The organism is Actinokineospora sp. HUAS TT18, from assembly GCF_051364635.1.
In the GTDB taxonomy this organism is placed as follows: domain Bacteria; phylum Actinomycetota; class Actinomycetes; order Mycobacteriales; family Pseudonocardiaceae; genus Actinokineospora.
Genome location: NZ_CP195645.1, coordinates 4434699 through 4451738, shown reverse-complemented (window position 1 = coordinate 4451738; position 17040 = coordinate 4434699). Strand labels below are relative to the sequence as shown.

At 67.3% G+C, this 17040-nt stretch carries 19 protein-coding genes; 15 read left to right on the top strand and 4 right to left on the bottom strand.

Annotated elements, in window-relative coordinates:
* Positions 1-21 precede the first annotated feature (21 nt).
* Both ACSHT8_RS20120 and ACSHT8_RS20115 read left to right on the top strand, forming a co-directional pair.
* A complete protein-coding gene (locus ACSHT8_RS20120) occupies positions 22-3921 on the top strand; it encodes a DNA-directed RNA polymerase subunit beta' (protein ID WP_436492412.1) in 3900 nt (1299 codons plus the stop codon).
* Between the two features lie 81 nt (positions 3922-4002).
* A complete protein-coding gene (locus ACSHT8_RS20115) occupies positions 4003-4530 on the top strand; it encodes a hypothetical protein (RefSeq protein WP_436492411.1) in 528 nt (175 codons plus the stop codon).
* A 36-nt stretch (positions 4531-4566) separates the two neighbouring features.
* On the opposite strand, the gene ACSHT8_RS20110 is transcribed toward ACSHT8_RS20115, so the two are convergent.
* The 3 genes from ACSHT8_RS20110 to ACSHT8_RS20100 form a co-directional block, all read right to left on the bottom strand.
* A complete protein-coding gene (locus ACSHT8_RS20110; protein ID WP_436492410.1) occupies positions 4567-4764 on the bottom strand; it encodes a tautomerase family protein in 198 nt (65 codons plus the stop codon).
* Position 4765: 1 nt separating this feature from the next.
* A complete protein-coding gene (locus tag ACSHT8_RS20105; protein WP_436492409.1) occupies positions 4766-5494 on the bottom strand; it encodes an SDR family NAD(P)-dependent oxidoreductase in 729 nt (242 codons plus the stop codon).
* A 61-nt stretch (positions 5495-5555) separates the two neighbouring features.
* The gene (locus tag ACSHT8_RS20100; RefSeq protein ID WP_436492408.1) at positions 5556-6146 is read right to left on the bottom strand and encodes a TetR family transcriptional regulator C-terminal domain-containing protein; all 591 of its coding nucleotides are present in this window, start codon (positions 6144-6146) and stop codon (positions 5556-5558) included.
* Between the two features lie 88 nt (positions 6147-6234).
* Between ACSHT8_RS20100 and ACSHT8_RS20095 the strand changes: the two genes are divergently transcribed.
* The 4 genes from ACSHT8_RS20095 to ACSHT8_RS20080 all read left to right on the top strand — a co-directional run bounded on the left by ACSHT8_RS20095 (position 6235) and on the right by ACSHT8_RS20080 (position 8203).
* A complete protein-coding gene (locus ACSHT8_RS20095; RefSeq protein WP_436492407.1) occupies positions 6235-6507 on the top strand; it encodes a DUF2277 domain-containing protein in 273 nt (90 codons plus the stop codon).
* A 72-nt stretch (positions 6508-6579) separates the two neighbouring features.
* Positions 6580-6930, top strand: a complete 351-nt coding sequence (locus tag ACSHT8_RS20090) for a hypothetical protein (protein ID WP_436492406.1) — start codon at positions 6580-6582, stop codon at positions 6928-6930.
* Positions 6927-7796: a WXG100 family type VII secretion target gene (locus ACSHT8_RS20085; protein ID WP_436492405.1), complete on the top strand. Its 870-nt coding sequence runs from the start codon at positions 6927-6929 to the stop codon at positions 7794-7796. Before ACSHT8_RS20090 ends, ACSHT8_RS20085 begins: the two co-directional genes overlap by 4 nt.
* Positions 7793-8203, top strand: coding sequence for a hypothetical protein (locus ACSHT8_RS20080; protein WP_436492404.1), 411 nt, complete (start codon positions 7793-7795; stop codon positions 8201-8203). The genes ACSHT8_RS20085 and ACSHT8_RS20080 overlap by 4 nt, the downstream gene beginning before the upstream one ends.
* A gap of 56 nt (positions 8204-8259) precedes the next feature.
* Here ACSHT8_RS20080 and ACSHT8_RS20075 read toward each other — a convergent pair whose 3' ends face one another.
* Entirely contained in the window at positions 8260-8829 is a 570-nt protein-coding gene (locus ACSHT8_RS20075; protein ID WP_436492403.1) for a hypothetical protein, read from the bottom strand.
* 148 nt (positions 8830-8977) lie between these two features.
* On the opposite strand from ACSHT8_RS20075, the gene ACSHT8_RS20070 reads away from it, so the two are divergent.
* From ACSHT8_RS20070 to rplW, 9 genes are all read left to right on the top strand, one after another.
* A complete protein-coding gene (locus tag ACSHT8_RS20070) occupies positions 8978-9715 on the top strand; it encodes a D-Ala-D-Ala carboxypeptidase family metallohydrolase (RefSeq protein WP_436492402.1) in 738 nt (245 codons plus the stop codon).
* A gap of 453 nt (positions 9716-10168) precedes the next feature.
* A complete protein-coding gene (rpsL, locus tag ACSHT8_RS20065; RefSeq protein ID WP_030473471.1) occupies positions 10169-10543 on the top strand; it encodes a 30S ribosomal protein S12 in 375 nt (124 codons plus the stop codon).
* Between the two features lies 1 nt (position 10544).
* Positions 10545-11015: a 30S ribosomal protein S7 gene (gene rpsG / locus ACSHT8_RS20060; protein ID WP_018682836.1), complete on the top strand. Its 471-nt coding sequence runs from the start codon at positions 10545-10547 to the stop codon at positions 11013-11015.
* Between the two features lie 69 nt (positions 11016-11084).
* Positions 11085-13184 (top strand): elongation factor G, encoded by a 2100-nt coding sequence (fusA, locus tag ACSHT8_RS20055; protein WP_436492401.1) that lies wholly within the window; start codon positions 11085-11087, stop codon positions 13182-13184.
* 101 nt (positions 13185-13285) lie between these two features.
* On the top strand, positions 13286-14479 hold the full coding sequence (gene tuf, locus ACSHT8_RS20050; protein ID WP_436492400.1) for an elongation factor Tu: 1194 nt from the start codon (positions 13286-13288) through the stop codon (positions 14477-14479).
* A 370-nt stretch (positions 14480-14849) separates the two neighbouring features.
* Positions 14850-15155, top strand: a complete 306-nt coding sequence (rpsJ, locus tag ACSHT8_RS20045) for a 30S ribosomal protein S10 (protein ID WP_003938093.1) — start codon at positions 14850-14852, stop codon at positions 15153-15155.
* A 39-nt stretch (positions 15156-15194) separates the two neighbouring features.
* Positions 15195-15845, top strand: a complete 651-nt coding sequence (rplC, locus tag ACSHT8_RS20040; RefSeq protein WP_436492398.1) for a 50S ribosomal protein L3 — start codon at positions 15195-15197, stop codon at positions 15843-15845.
* Positions 15845-16738 (top strand): 50S ribosomal protein L4 sunset domain variant, encoded by an 894-nt coding sequence (rplD, locus tag ACSHT8_RS20035; protein WP_436492397.1) that lies wholly within the window; start codon positions 15845-15847, stop codon positions 16736-16738. Before rplC ends, rplD begins: the two co-directional genes overlap by 1 nt.
* Positions 16735-17034, top strand: coding sequence for a 50S ribosomal protein L23 (gene rplW, locus ACSHT8_RS20030; protein WP_054052248.1), 300 nt, complete (start codon positions 16735-16737; stop codon positions 17032-17034). The genes rplD and rplW overlap by 4 nt, the downstream gene beginning before the upstream one ends.
* Positions 17035-17040: the final 6 nt, after the last annotated feature.

The following is a 17040-nucleotide window of genomic DNA, read 5'->3' as shown; positions in this document are numbered from 1 at the left end:
AGAAGGGGAGAAGGAACCGACGTGCTGGACGTCAACTTCTTCGACGAGCTCCGCATCGGCCTTGCGACCGCAGACGACATCCGTCAGTGGTCCTTCGGTGAGGTCAAGAAGCCCGAAACGATCAACTACCGCACGCTCAAGCCCGAGAAGGACGGCCTCTTCTGCGAGAAGATCTTCGGCCCCACCCGGGACTGGGAGTGCTACTGCGGCAAGTACAAGCGCGTCCGCTTCAAGGGCATCATCTGTGAGCGCTGTGGCGTCGAGGTGACTCGCGCCAAGGTGCGGCGTGAACGCATGGGGCACATCGAGCTGGCCGCCCCGGTCACCCACATCTGGTACTTCAAGGGCGTGCCGAGCCGCCTCGGCTACCTGCTCGACCTGGCGCCGAAGGATCTCGAGAAGATCATCTACTTCGCCGCCTACGTCATCACCACGGTGAACACCGAGCTGCGCCACAACGACCTGCCGACGCTGGAGTCGGAGATGGGCGTCGAGCGCAAGCAGGTCGAGAACAAGCGCGACGCCGACATCGAGGGCCGCGCGCAGAAGCTCGAAGCCGACCTGGCCCAGCTGGAGGCCGAAGGCGCCAAGAGCGACGTCCGCCGCAAGGTCAAGGAGGGCGGCGAGCGGGAGATGCGCCAGCTCCGCGACCGCGCCCAGCGTGAGCTGGACCGGCTCGACGAGATCTGGTCGACCTTCACCAAGCTCGACACCAAGCAGCTCATCGCAGACGAGATGCTCTACCGCGAGCTGATCGACCGCTACGGCGACTACTTCACCGGCTCGATGGGCGCCGAGGCCATCCAGACCCTGGCGCGCGACTTCGACGTCGACGCCGAGGCGGACATCCTGCGCGAGACCATCCGCAGCGGCAAGGGGCAGAAGAAGCTCCGCGCCCTCAAGCGGCTCAAGGTCGTCGCGGCGTTCCAGGCCACCCGCAACTCGCCCATGGGCATGGTGCTCGACTGCGTCCCGGTGATCCCGCCGGACCTGCGCCCGATGGTCCAGCTCGACGGTGGCCGCTTCGCCACCTCCGACCTGAACGACCTGTACCGCCGCGTGATCAACCGCAACAACCGGTTGAAGCGACTGATCGACCTCGGCGCGCCCGAGATCATCGTCAACAACGAGAAGCGGATGCTGCAGGAGGCCGTCGACGCGCTGTTCGACAACGGCCGCCGCGGCCGTCCGGTCACCGGTCCCGGTAACCGCCCGCTGAAGTCGCTGTCCGACCTGCTGAAGGGCAAGCAGGGCCGGTTCCGCCAGAACCTGCTCGGCAAGCGCGTCGACTACTCGGGCCGTTCGGTCATCGTGGTCGGCCCGCAGCTCAAGCTGCACCAGTGCGGTCTGCCGAAGGCGATGGCGCTGGAGCTGTTCAAGCCGTTCGTCATGAAGCGGCTGGTCGACCTCAACCACGCGCAGAACATCAAGTCCGCCAAGCGGATGGTCGAGCGCGCGCGCCCGGCCGTGTGGGACGTGCTCGAAGAGGTCATCACCGAGCACCCGGTCATGCTGAACCGCGCGCCGACGCTGCACCGCCTCGGCATCCAGGCCTTCGAGCCGCAGCTGGTGGAAGGCAAGGCCATCCAGCTGCACCCGCTGGTCTGTGAGGCGTTCAACGCCGACTTCGACGGTGACCAGATGGCGGTCCACCTGCCGCTGTCGGCCGAGGCGCAGGCCGAGGCCCGCATCCTCATGCTGTCGTCGAACAACATCCTGTCCCCGGCGTCGGGTCGCCCGCTGGCGATGCCGCGTCTGGACATGGTGACGGGCCTGTACCACCTGACCCGCCTCAAGGAGGACGGGCTGGGCCAGGGCCTGGCGTTCTCGTCGCCCGCCGAGGCGATCATGGCCTTCGACCGCAAGGTCATCGGCCTGCAGTCCATGGTCAAGATCCGCATCTCGGACCGGACCCCCGGCCCCGGCATGCAGCCGGAGGACTGGACCCCGGGTCAGCCGTGGCTGGCCGAGACCACCCTGGGCCGCGTGCTCTTCAACGAGCTGCTCCCGGCGGACTACCCGTTCATGAACGAGCCGATGCCGAAGAAGCGTCAGGCCGCGATCGTGAACGACCTCGCCGAGCGCTACCCGATGGTCAAGGTCGCGCAGACGCTGGACAAGCTCAAGGACGCGGGCTTCTACTGGGCCACCCGCTCGGGTGTCACCATCGCCATGTCCGACGTCATCGTGCCCCCGGCCAAGGCTGGGATTCTCGAGGAATACGAGAAGAAGGCCGACACCGTCGAGAAGCGGTACCAGCGTGGCCAGCTCTCCGCCACCGAGCGCAACAACGAGCTCGTCAAGGTGTGGAGCAACGCGACAGAAGAGGTCGCGAAGGCCATGGAGGACAACTACCCCGACGACAACCCGATCCCCACGATCGTGAAGTCGGGCGCGGCGGGCAACATGACCCAGATCCGTCAGCTCTCGGGCATGAACGGTCTGGTCACCAACCCGCGTGGTGAGTTCATCCCGCGACCGATCAAGGCCAACTTCCGTGAGGGCCTGTCGGTGCTGGAGTACTTCATCGCCACGCACGGTGCCCGCAAGGGTCTGGCCGACACCGCGCTGCGTACCGCCGACTCGGGCTACCTGACCCGTCGTCTGGTGGACGTCTCGCAGGACGTCATCGTCCGCGAGGTCGACTGCGGCACGACGCGCGGTGTGGTCATGCCGCTCGGCGAGGAGGGCACGGACGGCAAGGTCTACCGCGCCCAGCACGTCGAGACCAGCGTCTACGCCCGCTGCGTGTCCGACGACGTCAAGGACTCCGACGGCAACGTGCTGCTCAACCGCGCGGACGACCTCGGCGACCCGGCGATCGAGAAGCTGATCGAGTCCGGCGTCACCAAGGTCAAGGTCCGCTCGGTCCTGACCTGTGAGGCCGCGGTCGGCGTCTGCGCGACCTGCTACGGCCGCTCGATGGCGACGGGCCAGCTCGTCGACATCGGCGAGGCCGTCGGCATCGTCGCCGCGCAGTCCATCGGTGAGCCCGGCACGCAGCTGACGATGCGTACCTTCCACCAGGGTGGTGTGGCCGGAGACGACATCACCACCGGTCTGCCGCGTGTCCAGGAGCTGTTCGAGGCCCGCGTCCCGAAGGGCAAGGCGCCCATCGCCGACGTCGACGGCCGCGTGCGGATCGAGGACGGCGACCGGTTCTGGAAGATCACCCTCACGCCGGACGACGGCAGCGAGGAGATCATCTTCGAGAAGCTGTCCAAGCGTCAGCGGCTCGCGGTCACCCCGACCGGCCCGCTGGCCGACGGCGACCACGTGGTGGTCGGCCAGCAGCTGCTCGAGGGCACCCGGGACCCGCACGAGGTCCTGCGTGTCATGGGCCCCCGCGAGGCGCAGCTGCACCTCGTCGAGGAAGTCCAGAAGGTCTACCGCGCGCAGGGTGTGTCGATCCACGACAAGCACATCGAGGTCATCGTCCGGCAGATGCTGCGCCGGGTGACCATCCTCGACAACGGTGCCGCCGAGTTCCTGCCCGGCGCTCTCATCGAGCGCGCCGAGTTCGAGTCGGAGAACCGTCGGGTCGTCGCCGCCGGTGGCGAGCCCGCCTCGGGCCGTCCGGTGCTGATGGGTATCACGAAGGCGTCGCTCGCGACCGACTCGTGGCTGTCCGCGGCGTCGTTCCAGGAGACCACTCGCGTGCTGACCGACGCGGCCATCAACGGCCGCAGCGACAAGCTTGTGGGCCTCAAGGAGAACGTGATCATCGGTAAGTTGATCCCGGCTGGCACGGGCATCAACAAGTACCGCAACATCCAGGTCCAGCCGACCGAGGAGGCCCGGGTCGCCGCGTACGCGATCCCGTCCTACGACGACGGCTACTACACCCCGGATGTGTTCGGTACGGGCACCGGTGCCGCGGTTCCGCTGGACGACTACGACTTCGGCCGCGACTACCGCTAGCCGAAAAGTAATCAATGTGGGTGATGCCCTGGAGCTGCTTTTCGCTCCAGGGCATCACCTTTTTCGCAGTACCGTTTTCCCGTGACCTTCTACGCCGGACCAGACGCTCGATACGCCAGGGAGCTGGAAGCCCGCGCCGACCGGGAACCGGAGCGCCGCGGCGAGTTCCTGGTGGAAGCCGGAGAACACTGGCACCGCGCCGGTGACACCAACCGCGCCATCGCGCTGCTGATGGAGGCCGCCGAACTCGGCGGCGAGGACGGCGGCTACGCCAGGGTCGCCCTCGCAGGCATGTTCGTCGACCTCGGCTGGACCGCCGAAGCCGACGGCCAGCTCGCCGCACTGTGCCGCGAGATGCCACCGAACCCGGGCGCGTTCGAGCTGGCGGCCGAGCTCGTGCAGGAACGCGGGGACCTGCCGGGCGCGGTGCGGATGTACGACCTGGCGATCTCCCTGGTGGAGGACGACGAACTGGCGTTCGCGCAGGACCCGGACGAACCCCCGACCTACGTCCGCATGCTGATCAACGCCCGCCGTCGCGTCCGGAAACTGATGGGCCTGCCACCGGACGAATTGGACAGCTCCATTCCCGACCCGCTGTGGGACTGAGAACGGCGGGCGCCTGATCGACGCCCGCCGCTTCGCTTACGACTTCCGGATTTCCTCGGTGGTTCGACCGCCGACGCCCCAGTCGCTCAGTTCGACCTCGTCGATCACGATGTGGGTCAGCGCCGGGTCCTTGTCCAGGATGTCCCTCAGCAGTTCCGTGACGCCGCTGATCAGCGCGGCCTTCTGGGCCTTGGTGGCGCCGTCGCGGGTGATCTTGATGTTGACGTAGGGCATGTCAGGCCCTTCCTGTGACATAGCCGCCGTCGACGTTGAGGATGTGGCCGGTGATGAAGCCGGAGTCGATCAGGTAGAGCACCGCGTCGGTGGTCTCGGCGACCTCGCCGACCCGGTCGAGCAGCGCGAGGCCGCCGAGATCGTCGACGTCGAAGCCCTGGTGCAGCGGGGTGCGGATGATGCCGGGGGCGACCAGGTTGACCCGGATGCCCAGTGGGGCGAGTTCCGCGGCCAGGCTGATCGTGAGCGCGTGGACGCCGCCCTTGCTCGACAGGGGTGCCGAGGCGGGGACGCCGGTCTTGGCGTGGTCGACGAAGACCGTGCCGATGTTGACGATGGCGCCGCCCGTGCCCTGCTCCGCCATCCGCCGCACGACGGCCTGGGTGGTCAGGTAGGTGCCGCGGAGGTTGATCGACAGGAAGCCGTCGAGTTCGTCCTCGGTGACGTCCACGAACGGCTTGACGCCGAAGATCCCCGCGTTGTTGACCAGGACGTCGACCCCGCCGAAGCGTGCGACGGCGGCGTCGACCATGGCTCTGCCGGTGGCCGCCTCGCCGATGTTGCCCGCGACCGCGGCGACCTGGTCCGGTGCGCCGAAGGACGCGGCGGCGTCGGCGAGTTTGGCGGCGTCTCGGCCGTTGATGACGACGTTGCCGCCGCGCTTGACGAAGGCGCGGGCGATGTCCAGGCCGATGCCGCTGGAGGCGCCGGTGATGATCGCGGTGGACATGGTTCTCCTAGGATGACAAGACGACCAGTCGTCTTGGAATTGGGGCAAAAAAAGAGAGGGCTCAGGGGCGGAAATAACCGTCGAGGATCCTGTGCAGGCACTTGCGCAGCGGTTCGACGGACTGGTCCACCTTCATCCTGATGACCGCGCCCTCCCAGGACTCGATGAGCATGTCGGCCAGGTCGGCCGGGTCCTCGTCGTCGCGGACGAGATGGAGCAGTTGGGCCTCGGCGATGGCGTCGCGAACGCCATCGCGCCAGCTCACGAAGGCTGTGGCCAGCGCGGAGCGGCAGGCTTCGCTCTCGTCGAGCTCACCCGCGAGGTTGGCCAGCAGGCAGCCGCCCGCGAACCGGGTCTGCTCGAAGCCCTCGATCTGGATCTCGAAGAACGTCCGCAGGCCGGTGACCGGGTCGGGGGCGCCGTCGAGCGCTCCGGCCAGGGTCTCGGCGGTGCAGCGCTGGGTGTGCTCGATCGTGGCCACGCCGAGGGCTTCCTTGCTGGGGTAGTAGTTGTAGAACGAGCCCTTGGGGATCTCGACGCTGTCGAGCAGGTCCTTCAGGCCGGTGCCGTGGTAGCCCTGCCGCAGGAACGCCTCCGCGCTCGCTTCGAGCAGCCGTCGCCGGGTGCCCTCGCTGAGTCGTGGTCGCGCCATGCCGACGACAATACGACCGGTCGTCTTGAAATGCAAGCGGGTCAGCTGGTGAGTCGTCACCGTCGGCGGGCAGTGCCATGCTGGAGGCATGTGCCGCAACATTCGAGTCCTGCACAACTTCGAGCCGCCCGCGACCGGCGACGAGGTCCGCGCCGCCGCGATCCAGTACGTGCGCAAGGTCAGCGGGTCGACGAAGCCGTCGCAGGCCAACCAGGAGGCGTTCGACCGAGCGGTCGACGCCATCACCGCGATCACCCAGGAACTTCTCGACTCCCTGGTGACCAACGCGAGCCCGCGCGACCGCGAGGTCGAGGCCGCCAAGGCGAAGGCGCGCGCCGCCGAGCGCTACGGCGTTCGCTAGTTCGGGGGAACCCGCCCGCCGCCCGCGGAGTCTGATGCCCAAACAGGACACGGCACGGCGGAGGGTGGCGAGATGGGAGACCAGGTCACGGTCGACCCCGGGGAACTCGAGGGGTGCGCGGAACTGCTGCGGCGCAACGCGCGGCACTTCCTGACGATCAAGGAGCACGCGACGTCGAAGGGCGGCGACACCTCCGGGTTCACCGGGCTGCTGTCCCTGCTGGTCCCGGTCGTCGACGGGGTCGTCAGCCTGTACGGGGAGACCCTGGACTTCGCGAACTCGATGATGGTCAAGGAAGCCGACGCGCTCGCCGACACCGCGGCGATGTACGCCAGGGCCGACCAGCTCTGGGCCGACATCTTCCAGCAGATCAGCGACCAGGTCGACACGATGGCCGCGCCGACGGTCGGGGGTGCCCGGTGACCACCGCCTACGCCGACGTCGAGGATCCGTCCGTCGCGTTGAACGCCGCCGCCGAGGACCGGCCGGGCAGGCAGTCCACCCAGGAGCTGATCGAGGCCGCGGGCTGGAAGATCCAGGGCGTCAACTGGATCTACGAGAAGGTCACCGGGGAGAACCTGGTCGACGCGCTGATCAAGCCGCTGGTGGGCGACTTCGAGAAGATCGACGCCAACGCCGCCGCGTGGAACGGCGTGTCCAAGGCGCTGGACTCGGTGCGGCGCAACGTCGACGCGGGCGCCGACCAGCTCGGTCCACATTGGACCGGTGACGCCGCGGAGAACTTCACCCGCAGGCTGTCGGCGTTGTGGGCACTGGCCATCGAGGCCGACTCCCAGGTCGCCAGGATCATCGGCGACAAGTTCAAGTCCACCGCGAACACCTGCCGCACCGCGGTCAAGGCGGCGCTGACGCTGCTGGACATGTTGGTCGGCAAGCTGATCAAGGCCGCGATGACCGCGTGGATCCCCGTCGTCGGCTGGGGTCGCGCGGTGTGGATGGTCTACGACGCGGTGGAGATCGCCGACGGCATCCGCAAAATCATCATCTCCATCCAGACGCTGATCGAGGGCGTCATCGGCATGGTCGACGGCATCAAGGCCATGGGCACCGCGCTGATGAAGCTCAAGGACGTCCGCGACGTCAACGACCTGCTCGACGTCGTCGACAGCTACCAGGACGGCCAGGAGAAGTTCGCCGACGGCAAGAAGGCGGCCAAGTCCGGCGCCATCGGCATCGCGTGGAACGGCGCGCGACTGGGCGGGAAGGTCAACAGCGCCAACAGCCGGTACGCGACGCCCCCGCCCGCGCCCACTGGGGGCCCGCAATGACTTTCCCGTACGACCAGGCCCGGCTGGCCGAGTTGGTCGCCGAGGTCGACGCCCGGATCGCCGGGGTCGACCAGGCGGTCGCCGCGGCCGAGCGCATCCGCCCGAGGTCGAGCGATCTGTCCGAACAGGACCTCGCGGCGATCGAGCGGTACGCGGACGCCCCGAAGGCGCCCAAGGAACTGCGGGAGTTGGTCGACCGGGTCAAGGCGGGCGAACTGAGCTGGTCGGACATCACGAGCGGCCGCGCACTCGACGACCCGGGCGTCCAGGCCGCCATGGCCACGGGCCTCGGCGACCTGCGGCGCGCCCACGACGAGATCCGTGAGGGCCACACCCCGGAGGAGATCATCGCTGGCACCGACCCCGACGGCGATGCCCCTCCAATCAAGCGAGACGACGCGTGGTGATCAAGCAACAACCACCGCCCGGGCGCGCGTCCCCGGAAGGGACGCCAAAGACAGATTCAGGCGCCGGGGAAGGATGATTCGCCGGGGCCGGTCGACGTGCCGTTGCCGCGGACGATCTCGAAAGCCAACCCGGTCGCCACGGCCAATGCGCGCACCGGATGGGCGAGGCCAGGGCTGAGCCGGAGGGTGTCGCGGCGGATCTTGTCGCGGCCGCGTTTGGCCAGGACGCCGAACTCCAGGCGCGCGACGTCGTCGAGTACGCACAGCACTCGTCCGGCGGGATCGCTCAGGCGGATGTCGCGCGGACCGTGGTAGCGGACCGATCCGATCGGGGAGCCGGTCGGATCGACCACCCGCATCTCGCCCTTGCCCAGGGAGAAGCCCTTCGCGATCGACAGCACCGCCGCTCCGCCCGGGTCGGCGACCACCAGCTCGTACGGCGTGCTCGCCGACAGCTGCGTCATCCGCACCAGCTTCAGCGCGCCCGGGCCGCTCCGCTCGGCGACTGTCGCCAGCAGGGCGTCGCGCTCGTCGCGGACGGTGACCTCGTAGCGGGTGCGCAGCAGCACCTTGCCGAAGCCCCACGGATGTTCGATGACGAGCGTGTCAGCTTGAAGAACCCCCACCGGTCAACCCTATCGGGGCCAAGCGGCAAATGAACGTTTGGTGTAAAGGTGCCGAGCACCCCTATCTATCCAGTGATTCATTGACGAGCCCGCCGCCGCGTCGGCACTCTTTCGAGTTGTCCTGTCGCTCGGATTCGTGAGGTGCCGTGTGAACCGACGCTTGGCCCGACTCTTATCCCTGTTCCCCATCCTCGCCGCGACCATCCTGTCCACTCTGGTCCTGACCGCCGCCCCGGCGCAGGCCGACGGCTGTTACACCTGGGGCCGCACGCTGTCTCAGGGGATGTCCGGTGAGGACGTCCGCCAACTCCAGATCCGCGTCTCCGGCTATCCCGGCTACGGTGGCGTCCTCGCGCTCGACGGCGCGTACGGCGCGGGCACCAAGGCCGCGGTCACCCGCTTCCAGCAGGCCTACGGCCTCGGCGCCGACGGTGTCGCGGGTCCGGCGACGTTCAGCAAGATCTACGCGCTGCAGGACGACGACTGCACGCCGATCAACTTCTCCTACGCCGAGCTGAACCGCTGCAACGGCGACTGGTCCGGGGGAGCGGTGTCCGCGGCGACGGCGAAGTCGAACGCGCGGGTGTCCATGTGGAAGCTGCAGGCCATGCGGCATGCGCTGGGTGACCAGCCCATCACCGTGACGAGCGGTTTCCGCAGCGTCGCCTGCAACAACGCCGTCGGCGGCGCCCCCGACAGCAGGCACCTCTACGGCGACGCGGTCGACCTCGGCGCGGGCCCGCACTCGCTGTGCAGGCTGGCTCAACAGGCACGCAACCACGGCTTCAACGGCATCCTCGGCCCCGGTTACCCGGGCCACAGTGACCACACCCACGTCGACCACCGCGGCAGCCGGTTCTGGTCGGCATCCAGTTGCGGCATCTGACCCGCACCTGACCTGGGCGAACGAGCCACGACGCGTCGACTTCGGCGCGTCGTGGCTCATTTTCTGAGATCGACTGGCGAGGCGTCGTAGGATGTGACGTACACACCCCGGCTCGGTTCTGCGCTCGTAAACGGACCCCGATTTGTCCCAGCGCCCACGGGGAAGGTATCTTTGCTACTCGCGCCCGACCCATGTCGGGTCGATCCGTGTGCCTGTGCCGCGCGGTCCGCGAACTGGCTGGTCGTTAACCCGATCGCCACGCAGCGGGCTCCTGCCAGTCACGCCGGAGTTCCTTCCGAACCCCGCTGGGATGTTTCACTCCCGCGCGGGTGCTGCTGAGAGCGGGCGACACGCCCGACCTCGGGGGACGGGCGGAACAGCAGGAACCGCAAGTACACAGTGCATATCGGGGCCGGGCAGCCGGCGTCGACATGAAGCAGAGAAAGCCGGTCTATGCCCACGATCCAGCAGCTGGTCCGCAAGGGCCGCCAGGACAAGGTCGCCAAGCAGAAGACTGCGGCTCTCAAGGGGAGCCCGCAGCGGCGTGGCGTGTGCACCCGCGTGTACACCACCACCCCGAAGAAGCCGAACTCCGCACTGCGCAAGGTCGCTCGCGTGAAGCTGACCAGCGGCATCGAGGTCACGGCGTACATCCCGGGCGAGGGTCACAACCTGCAGGAGCACTCCATGGTGCTCGTCCGCGGTGGCCGAGTGAAGGACCTGCCGGGTGTTCGCTACAAGATCATCCGTGGCTCGCTGGACACCCAGGGCGTGAAGAACCGCAAGCAGGCGCGTAGCCGTTACGGCGCGAAGAAGGAGAAGAGCTGATATGCCCCGCAAGGGACCGGCCCCGAAGCGGCCGCTGATCTCCGACCCGGTGTACAGCTCGCCGTTGGTCACCCAGCTCATCAACAAGGTCCTCAAGGACGGCAAGCGTTCGGTCGCCGAGCGCATCGTCTACGGGGCCCTCGAGGGCGCTCGCGACAAGACCGGCACTGACCCGGTCGTGACGCTGAAGCGCGCGCTGGACAACGTGAAGCCCACCATCGAGGTCAAGAGCCGCCGTGTCGGTGGCGCGACCTACCAGGTGCCGATCGAGGTCAAGCCGGGGCGCTCCACCACCCTGGCCCTGCGCTGGCTGGTGTCCTTCTCCCAGGCTCGCCGCGAGAAGACCATGATCGAGCGCCTGATGAACGAACTCCTCGACGCGTCCAACGGCCTTGGCGCCAGCGTCAAGCGTCGCGAGGACACCCACAAGATGGCCGAGTCCAACAAGGCCTTCGCCCACTACCGCTGGTGACAACCGGCCCCGGCCTCCCGGCCGGGGCTCCAGCGGCGCCGTAGCTGCTCAAGACAGGGGAAGAAACCCGTGGCACTCGACGTGCTCACCGACCTGGCCAAGGTCCGCAACATCGGGATCATGGCTCACATCGACGCGGGCAAGACCACGACGACGGAGCGGATCCTGTTCTACACCGGGATCAGCTACAAGATCGGCGAGGTGCACGACGGCGCCGCGACCATGGACTGGATGGAGCAGGAGCAGGAGCGCGGCATCACGATCACGTCCGCCGCGACGACCTGCTTCTGGAAAGACCACCAGATCAACATCATCGACACCCCTGGCCACGTCGACTTCACCGTCGAGGTCGAGCGCTCGCTGCGCGTCCTCGACGGCGCGGTCGCGGTGTTCGACGGCAAGGAGGGTGTCGAGCCCCAGTCCGAGCAGGTGTGGCGGCAGGCGTCGAAGTACGACGTCCCCCGTATCTGCTTCGTGAACAAGATGGACAAGCTCGGCGCGGACTTCTACTTCACCGTGCGCACCATTTCGGAGCGCCTCGGTGCCAAGCCGCTGCCGATCCAGCTGCCCATCGGTTCCGAGAGCGACTTCATCGGTGTCATCGACCTGGTCGAGATGCGCGCCCTGACCTGGCACGGCGAGGTCAAGAAGGGCGAGGACTACACGATCGAGGAGATCCCGGCCGACCTGCTCGAGAAGGCGCAGGAGTACCGGGACGCGCTGCTCGAGGCCGTCGCCGAGACCGACGACGACCTGATGGAGCGCTACCTCGGTGGGGAGGAAGTGACCGTCGCCGAGATCAAGGCGGGTATCCGCAAGATCGTCAGCGAGGGCACCGCCTACCCGATCCTGTGTGGTTCGGCGTTCAAGAACAAGGGCGTCCAGCCCATGCTCGACGCCGTGGTCGACTACCTCCCGTCGCCCCTGGACGTGCCGCCGGTCGAGGGCACCCTGCAGGACGGCGAGACCAAGGTCTACCGCGCGCCGAACACCGACGAGCCGTTCTCGGCCCTGGCGTTCAAGATCGCCGCGCACCCGTTCTTCGGCAAGCTGACCTACGTCCGGGTGTACTCCGGCAAGCTCGCCTCCGGTTCCCAGGTCATCAACTCGACCAAGGACCGCAAGGAGCGCATCGGGAAGCTCTTCCAGATGCACGCCAACAAGGAGAACCCGGTCGACGAGGCCATCGCGGGCCACATCTACGCCGTGATCGGGCTCAAGGACACCACCACCGGTGAGACCCTCTGCGACCCGCAGAACCCCATCGTGCTGGAGTCCATGACCTTCCCGGACCCGGTCATCCAGGTCGCCATCGAGCCCAAGACGAAGGCCGACCAGGAGAAGCTGGGCACCGCGATCCAGAAGCTGGCGGAAGAGGACCCCACGTTCAAGGTCAACTTGGACGAGGAGACCGGCCAGACCATCATCGCGGGCATGGGCGAGCTCCACCTCGACATCCTCGTCGACCGCATGCGGCGCGAGTTCAAGGTCGAGGCGAACATCGGCAAGCCGCAGGTCGCTTACCGTGAGACGATCCGCAAGACGATCGACAAGCTCGACTACGTGCACAAGAAGCAGACTGGTGGTTCCGGCCAGTTCGCGAAGGTCATCATCAAGCTTGAGCCGCTGGAGTCCACCGACGGTGCGCTCTACGAGTTCAACAACGCGGTCACCGGTGGCCGTATCCCGCGGGAGTACATCCCGTCGGTCGACGCCGGTGCGCAGGACGCCATGCAGTACGGCGTGCTCGCGGGCTACCCGCTGGTCGGCTTGAAGCTGACCCTGCTCGACGGCGCCTACCACGAGGTCGACTCCTCGGAAATGGCGTTCAAGGTCGCGGGCTCGATGGCGCTCAAGGAAGCCGCCAAGAAGGCCGGTCCCGTGATCCTGGAGCCCCTGATGGCGGTCGAGGTGACCACGCCCGAGGACTACATGGGTGAGGTCATCGGCGACCTGAACTCCCGCCGTGGCCAGATCCAGGCCATGGAGGAGCGCAGTGGTGCCCGCATCGTGAAGGCGCTGGTTCCGCTGTCGGAGATGTTCGGGTATGTGGGCGACCTGCGGTCGAAGACCCAGGGCCGTGCCAACTACTCGATGGTTTTCGACTCCTACGCCGAGGTTCCCGCGAACGTGGCGAAGGAAATTATCGCAAAGGCTACGGGGGAATGACCCCGCACCGGAGCACCGCACAGTAGTGCGGGCTCTCCGGGGTCATCCCGGGGTCCGCACAATTCGACCCTGAATCAGTACTAGTCCAGGAGGACACCAAAGTGGCGAAGGCGAAGTTCGAGCGGAACAAGCCGCACGTCAACATCGGGACCATTGGTCACATCGACCACGGCAAGACCACGCTCACCGCGGCGATTTCCCGGGTCCTGCACGACAAGTTCCCCGATGTGAACCCTCTGATGAACTTCGATCAGATCGACAAGGCGCCGGAAGAGAAGCAGCGCGGTATCACGATCTCGATCGCACACATCGAGTACGAGACCGGCAAGCGTCACTACGCCCACGTCGACTGCCCGGGTCACGCGGACTACATCAAGAACATGATCACCGGTGCCGCCCAGATGGACGGCGCGATCCTGGTCGTGGCCGCCACTGACGGCCCGATGCCGCAGACCAAGGAGCACGTGCTCCTGGCCCGCCAGGTCGGTGTCCCCTACATCGTCGTCGCGCTGAACAAGTCCGACATGGTCGACGATGAGGAGATCCTGGAGCTGGTGGAGCTCGAGGTCCGCGAGCTGCTGACCGAGTACGAGTTCCCGGGCGACGACCTGCCGGTCGTGCGTGTCTCGGCGCTGAAGGCGCTCGAGGGCGACGCCGAGTGGGGCGAGAAGCTCATGGGCCTCATGGACGCGGTCGACGAGTTCATCCCCGAGCCCGAGCGTGAGGTCACCAAGCCCTTCCTCATGCCGATCGAGGACGTCTTCACGATCACCGGTCGTGGCACGGTCGTCACCGGCCGTATCGAGCGGGGCATCATCAAGGTCAACGAGACCGTCGAGGTCGTCGGTATCCGCGAGAAGGCGCTGTCGACCACGGTCACCAGCATCGAGATGTTCAAGAAGTTCCTCGACGAGGGCCAGGCGGGTGACAACGCGGCGCTGCTGCTCCGCGGTGTCAAGCGTGAGGACGTCGAGCGCGGCCAGGTCGTGGTCCGCCCCGGCACCACCACCCCGCACACCGAGTTCGAGGCGCAGGCGGTCATCCTGAGCAAGGACGAGGGTGGACGTCACACCCCGTTCTTCAACAACTACCGCCCGCAGTTCTACTTCCGCACCACCGACGTGACCGGCGTCGTGACCCTCCCCGAGGGCACCGAGATGGTCATGCCGGGCGACAACACGGGTATGACCGTGAAGCTGATCCAGCCCATCGCGATGGACGAGGGTCTGCGCTTCGCCATCCGTGAGGGTGGCCGCACCGTCGGTGCCGGTCAGGTCACGAAGATCATCGCTTAGTTCCACCCGGGGTGGCCGAGAGTTATCTCGGCCACCCCGATTTGGATCGCCATACTCGCGTGTGGCATCCTTTATGGGTTGCTCGTTGCGGGGCGGCCGGTCTGGTTTCTTTCCACCGGCCGCCCCGGCACGAGTGCCAGGGCCCTTCACGGACCCTCGGGATGTTCGGCTAGCCCCCGTGGCGATGAGACTCCGCTAGGAAGCTCGGAATCGACAAGGGATCGGTCTACGCAAACGGCGCGACACGCCCGACCGCGTGGACCGGGGAGAGCCCTCCCGGACACCGATTGACTTTTGAACAGGGAAGCGGCGCGGCATCGCCCATTGGGGCGCCGAGGATCGCAACGAGACAGAGGAACGGCAAGCCATTATGGCGGGACAGAAGATCCGCATCCGGCTCAAGGCCTATGACCACGAGGCGATCGACGCGTCCGCGCGGAAGATCGTGGAGACCGTGACGCGCACTGGCGCACGGGTCGTCGGGCCTGTGCCGCTGCCCACCGAGAAGAACGTCTACTGCGTCATCCGCTCGCCGCACAAGTACAAGGACTCGCGCGAGCACTTCGAGATGCGTACGCACAAGCGTCTGATCGACATCCTCGACCCGACGCCGAAGACGGTCGACGCGCTCATGCGCATCGACCTGCCGGCCAGTGTCGACGTCAACATCCAGTAATCGCGTGCGTGGCGAGAGCGGCGGAGAGTAACGAGAGCCATGTCTGACAGGCAGATGAAGGGAATCCTGGGCACGAAGCTCGGGATGACCCAGGTCTTCGACGAGAACAACCGGATCGTTCCGGTGACCGTCGTCAAGGCGGGACCCAACGTGGTCACGCAGATCCGTAGCCAGGAGTCCGACGGCTACACGGCGGTTCAGTTGGCGTTCGGCGCCATCGACCCGCGCAAGGTGAACAAGCCCGAGGCCGGGCACTTCGGCAAGGCGGGTGTGACCCCGCGCCGCGTTCTCGCGGAGCTGCGGACCACCGACGCCGCCGAGTACACCCTGGGCCAGGAGATCACTGCGGAGGTGTTCGAGGCCGGTCAGGTCATCGACGCCACGGGGACCACCAAGGGCAAGGGCACCGCCGGTGTCATGAAGCGGCACGGCTTCAAGGGTCTGGGCGCCTCCCACGGTACCCAGCGGAAGCACCGCTCCCCGGGTTCGATCGGCGGCTGCGCCACCCCGGGTCGCGTCTTCAAGGGTCTGCGGATGGCCGGTCGCATGGGCAACGTGCGCGTGACCACGCAGAACCTCACCGTGCACCAGGTCGACGGCGAGTCCGGCCTGATCCTGATCAAGGGTGCCGTTCCCGGCCCCAAGGGCGGTCTCGTGTTCCTGCGTACCGCGGCTAAGGGTGGTGCCTGATGACCAGCGTTGACATCAAGACCCCCGCCGGAAAGACCGACGGCAGCGTCGAGCTGCCCGCCGATGTCTTCGACGTGCAGGCGAACATCCCGCTGATGCACCAGGTGGTCGTGGCCCAGATGGCCGCGGCGCGCCAGGGCACGCACTCGACGAAGACCCGCGGCGAGGTTTCCGGCGGTGGCAAGAAGCCGTACCGCCAGAAGGGCACCGGCCGCGCCCGCCAGGGCTCGACCCGCGCGCCGCAGTTCGTCGGCGGTGGCGTCGTCCACGGCCCGCAGCCGCGCGACTACGCCCAGCGGACCCCGAAGAAGATGAAGGCCGCCGCGCTTCGCGGTGCCCTCTCCGACCGGGCTCGCGCGGGCCAGGTGCACGTCGTGTCCGGCCTCGTCGAGGGGGACACCCCGTCGACCAAGACCGCGCGCAAGCTCATCGAGTCGGTGACCGCCGCCAAGCGCGTGCTGGTCGTGCTGACCCGTGACGAGGACGTCGCCTGGGTGTCGCTGCGCAACCTGCCGCACGTGCACCTGATCGCGCCCGACCAGCTCAACACCTACGACGTGCTCGTCAACGACGACGTGGTGTTCAGCAAGGCCGCCCTGGACGCGTTCCTTTCGCGCCCGGTCCGCGCCGCCAAGTCGGTCGCCAGCTCGGCCGAGGTCCAGTCGCTGACCGGCCCCCGCTTCGGCGAGGGCAGCCACGACGCGCTGGAGGACGGCTCGCAGCCGGAGGGTTTCCCGATCAAGGGCAACGCCGACTCGATGCTGTTCCACGTGCCCGGCTCGGCGTTCTACGACCGGACCGTTGCCGAGGTGTGGTTCGCCACCGCGGAGGCTGCCGAGGCCGCTGGCTTCCAGCTGCCCCCGTCGCAGCGGAAGTCTGAGGAGGACAAGTGATCCCCGACCACCGCGACATCCTGCTCGCGCCGGTGATCTCCGAGAAGTCCTACGGGCTGCTCGAGGAGAACAAGTACACCTTCGTGGTGGCCCCCGAGGCCAACAAGACCCAGATCAAGATCGCGGTCGAGAAGGTCTTCGGCGTGAAGGTTGTGAGCGTCAACACGCTCAACCGCAACGGAAAGCGCAAGCGCACCCGCACGGGTTACGGCAAGCGCAAGGACACGAAGCGCGCGATCGTCACGCTCTCCCCGGAGAGCAAGCCGATCGAGATCTTCGGCGGCCCGGCCGCGTAAGGGACT

Bases quoted from the DNA above. Each gene is read 5' to 3' on its own strand.
- ACSHT8_RS20110 (WP_436492410.1), bottom strand. From the start codon at position 4,764: ATGCCCTACGTCAACATCAAGATCACCCGCGACGGCGCCACCAAGGCC.
- ACSHT8_RS20105 (WP_436492409.1), bottom strand. From the start codon at position 5,494: ATGTCCACCGCGATCATCACCGGCGCCTCCAGCGGCATCGGCCTGGAC.
- ACSHT8_RS20100 (WP_436492408.1), bottom strand. From the start codon at position 6,146: ATGGCGCGACCACGACTCAGCGAGGGCACCCGGCGACGGCTGCTCGAA.
- ACSHT8_RS20095 (WP_436492407.1), top strand. From the start codon at position 6,235: ATGTGCCGCAACATTCGAGTCCTGCACAACTTCGAGCCGCCCGCGACC.
- ACSHT8_RS20090 (WP_436492406.1), top strand. From the start codon at position 6,580: ATGGGAGACCAGGTCACGGTCGACCCCGGGGAACTCGAGGGGTGCGCG.
- ACSHT8_RS20080 (WP_436492404.1), top strand. From the start codon at position 7,793: ATGACTTTCCCGTACGACCAGGCCCGGCTGGCCGAGTTGGTCGCCGAG.
- rpsL (WP_030473471.1), top strand. From the start codon at position 10,169: ATGCCCACGATCCAGCAGCTGGTCCGCAAGGGCCGCCAGGACAAGGTC.
- rpsG (WP_018682836.1), top strand. From the start codon at position 10,545: ATGCCCCGCAAGGGACCGGCCCCGAAGCGGCCGCTGATCTCCGACCCG.
- rpsJ (WP_003938093.1), top strand. From the start codon at position 14,850: ATGGCGGGACAGAAGATCCGCATCCGGCTCAAGGCCTATGACCACGAG.
- rplC (WP_436492398.1), top strand. From the start codon at position 15,195: ATGTCTGACAGGCAGATGAAGGGAATCCTGGGCACGAAGCTCGGGATG.
- rplD (WP_436492397.1), top strand. From the start codon at position 15,845: ATGACCAGCGTTGACATCAAGACCCCCGCCGGAAAGACCGACGGCAGC.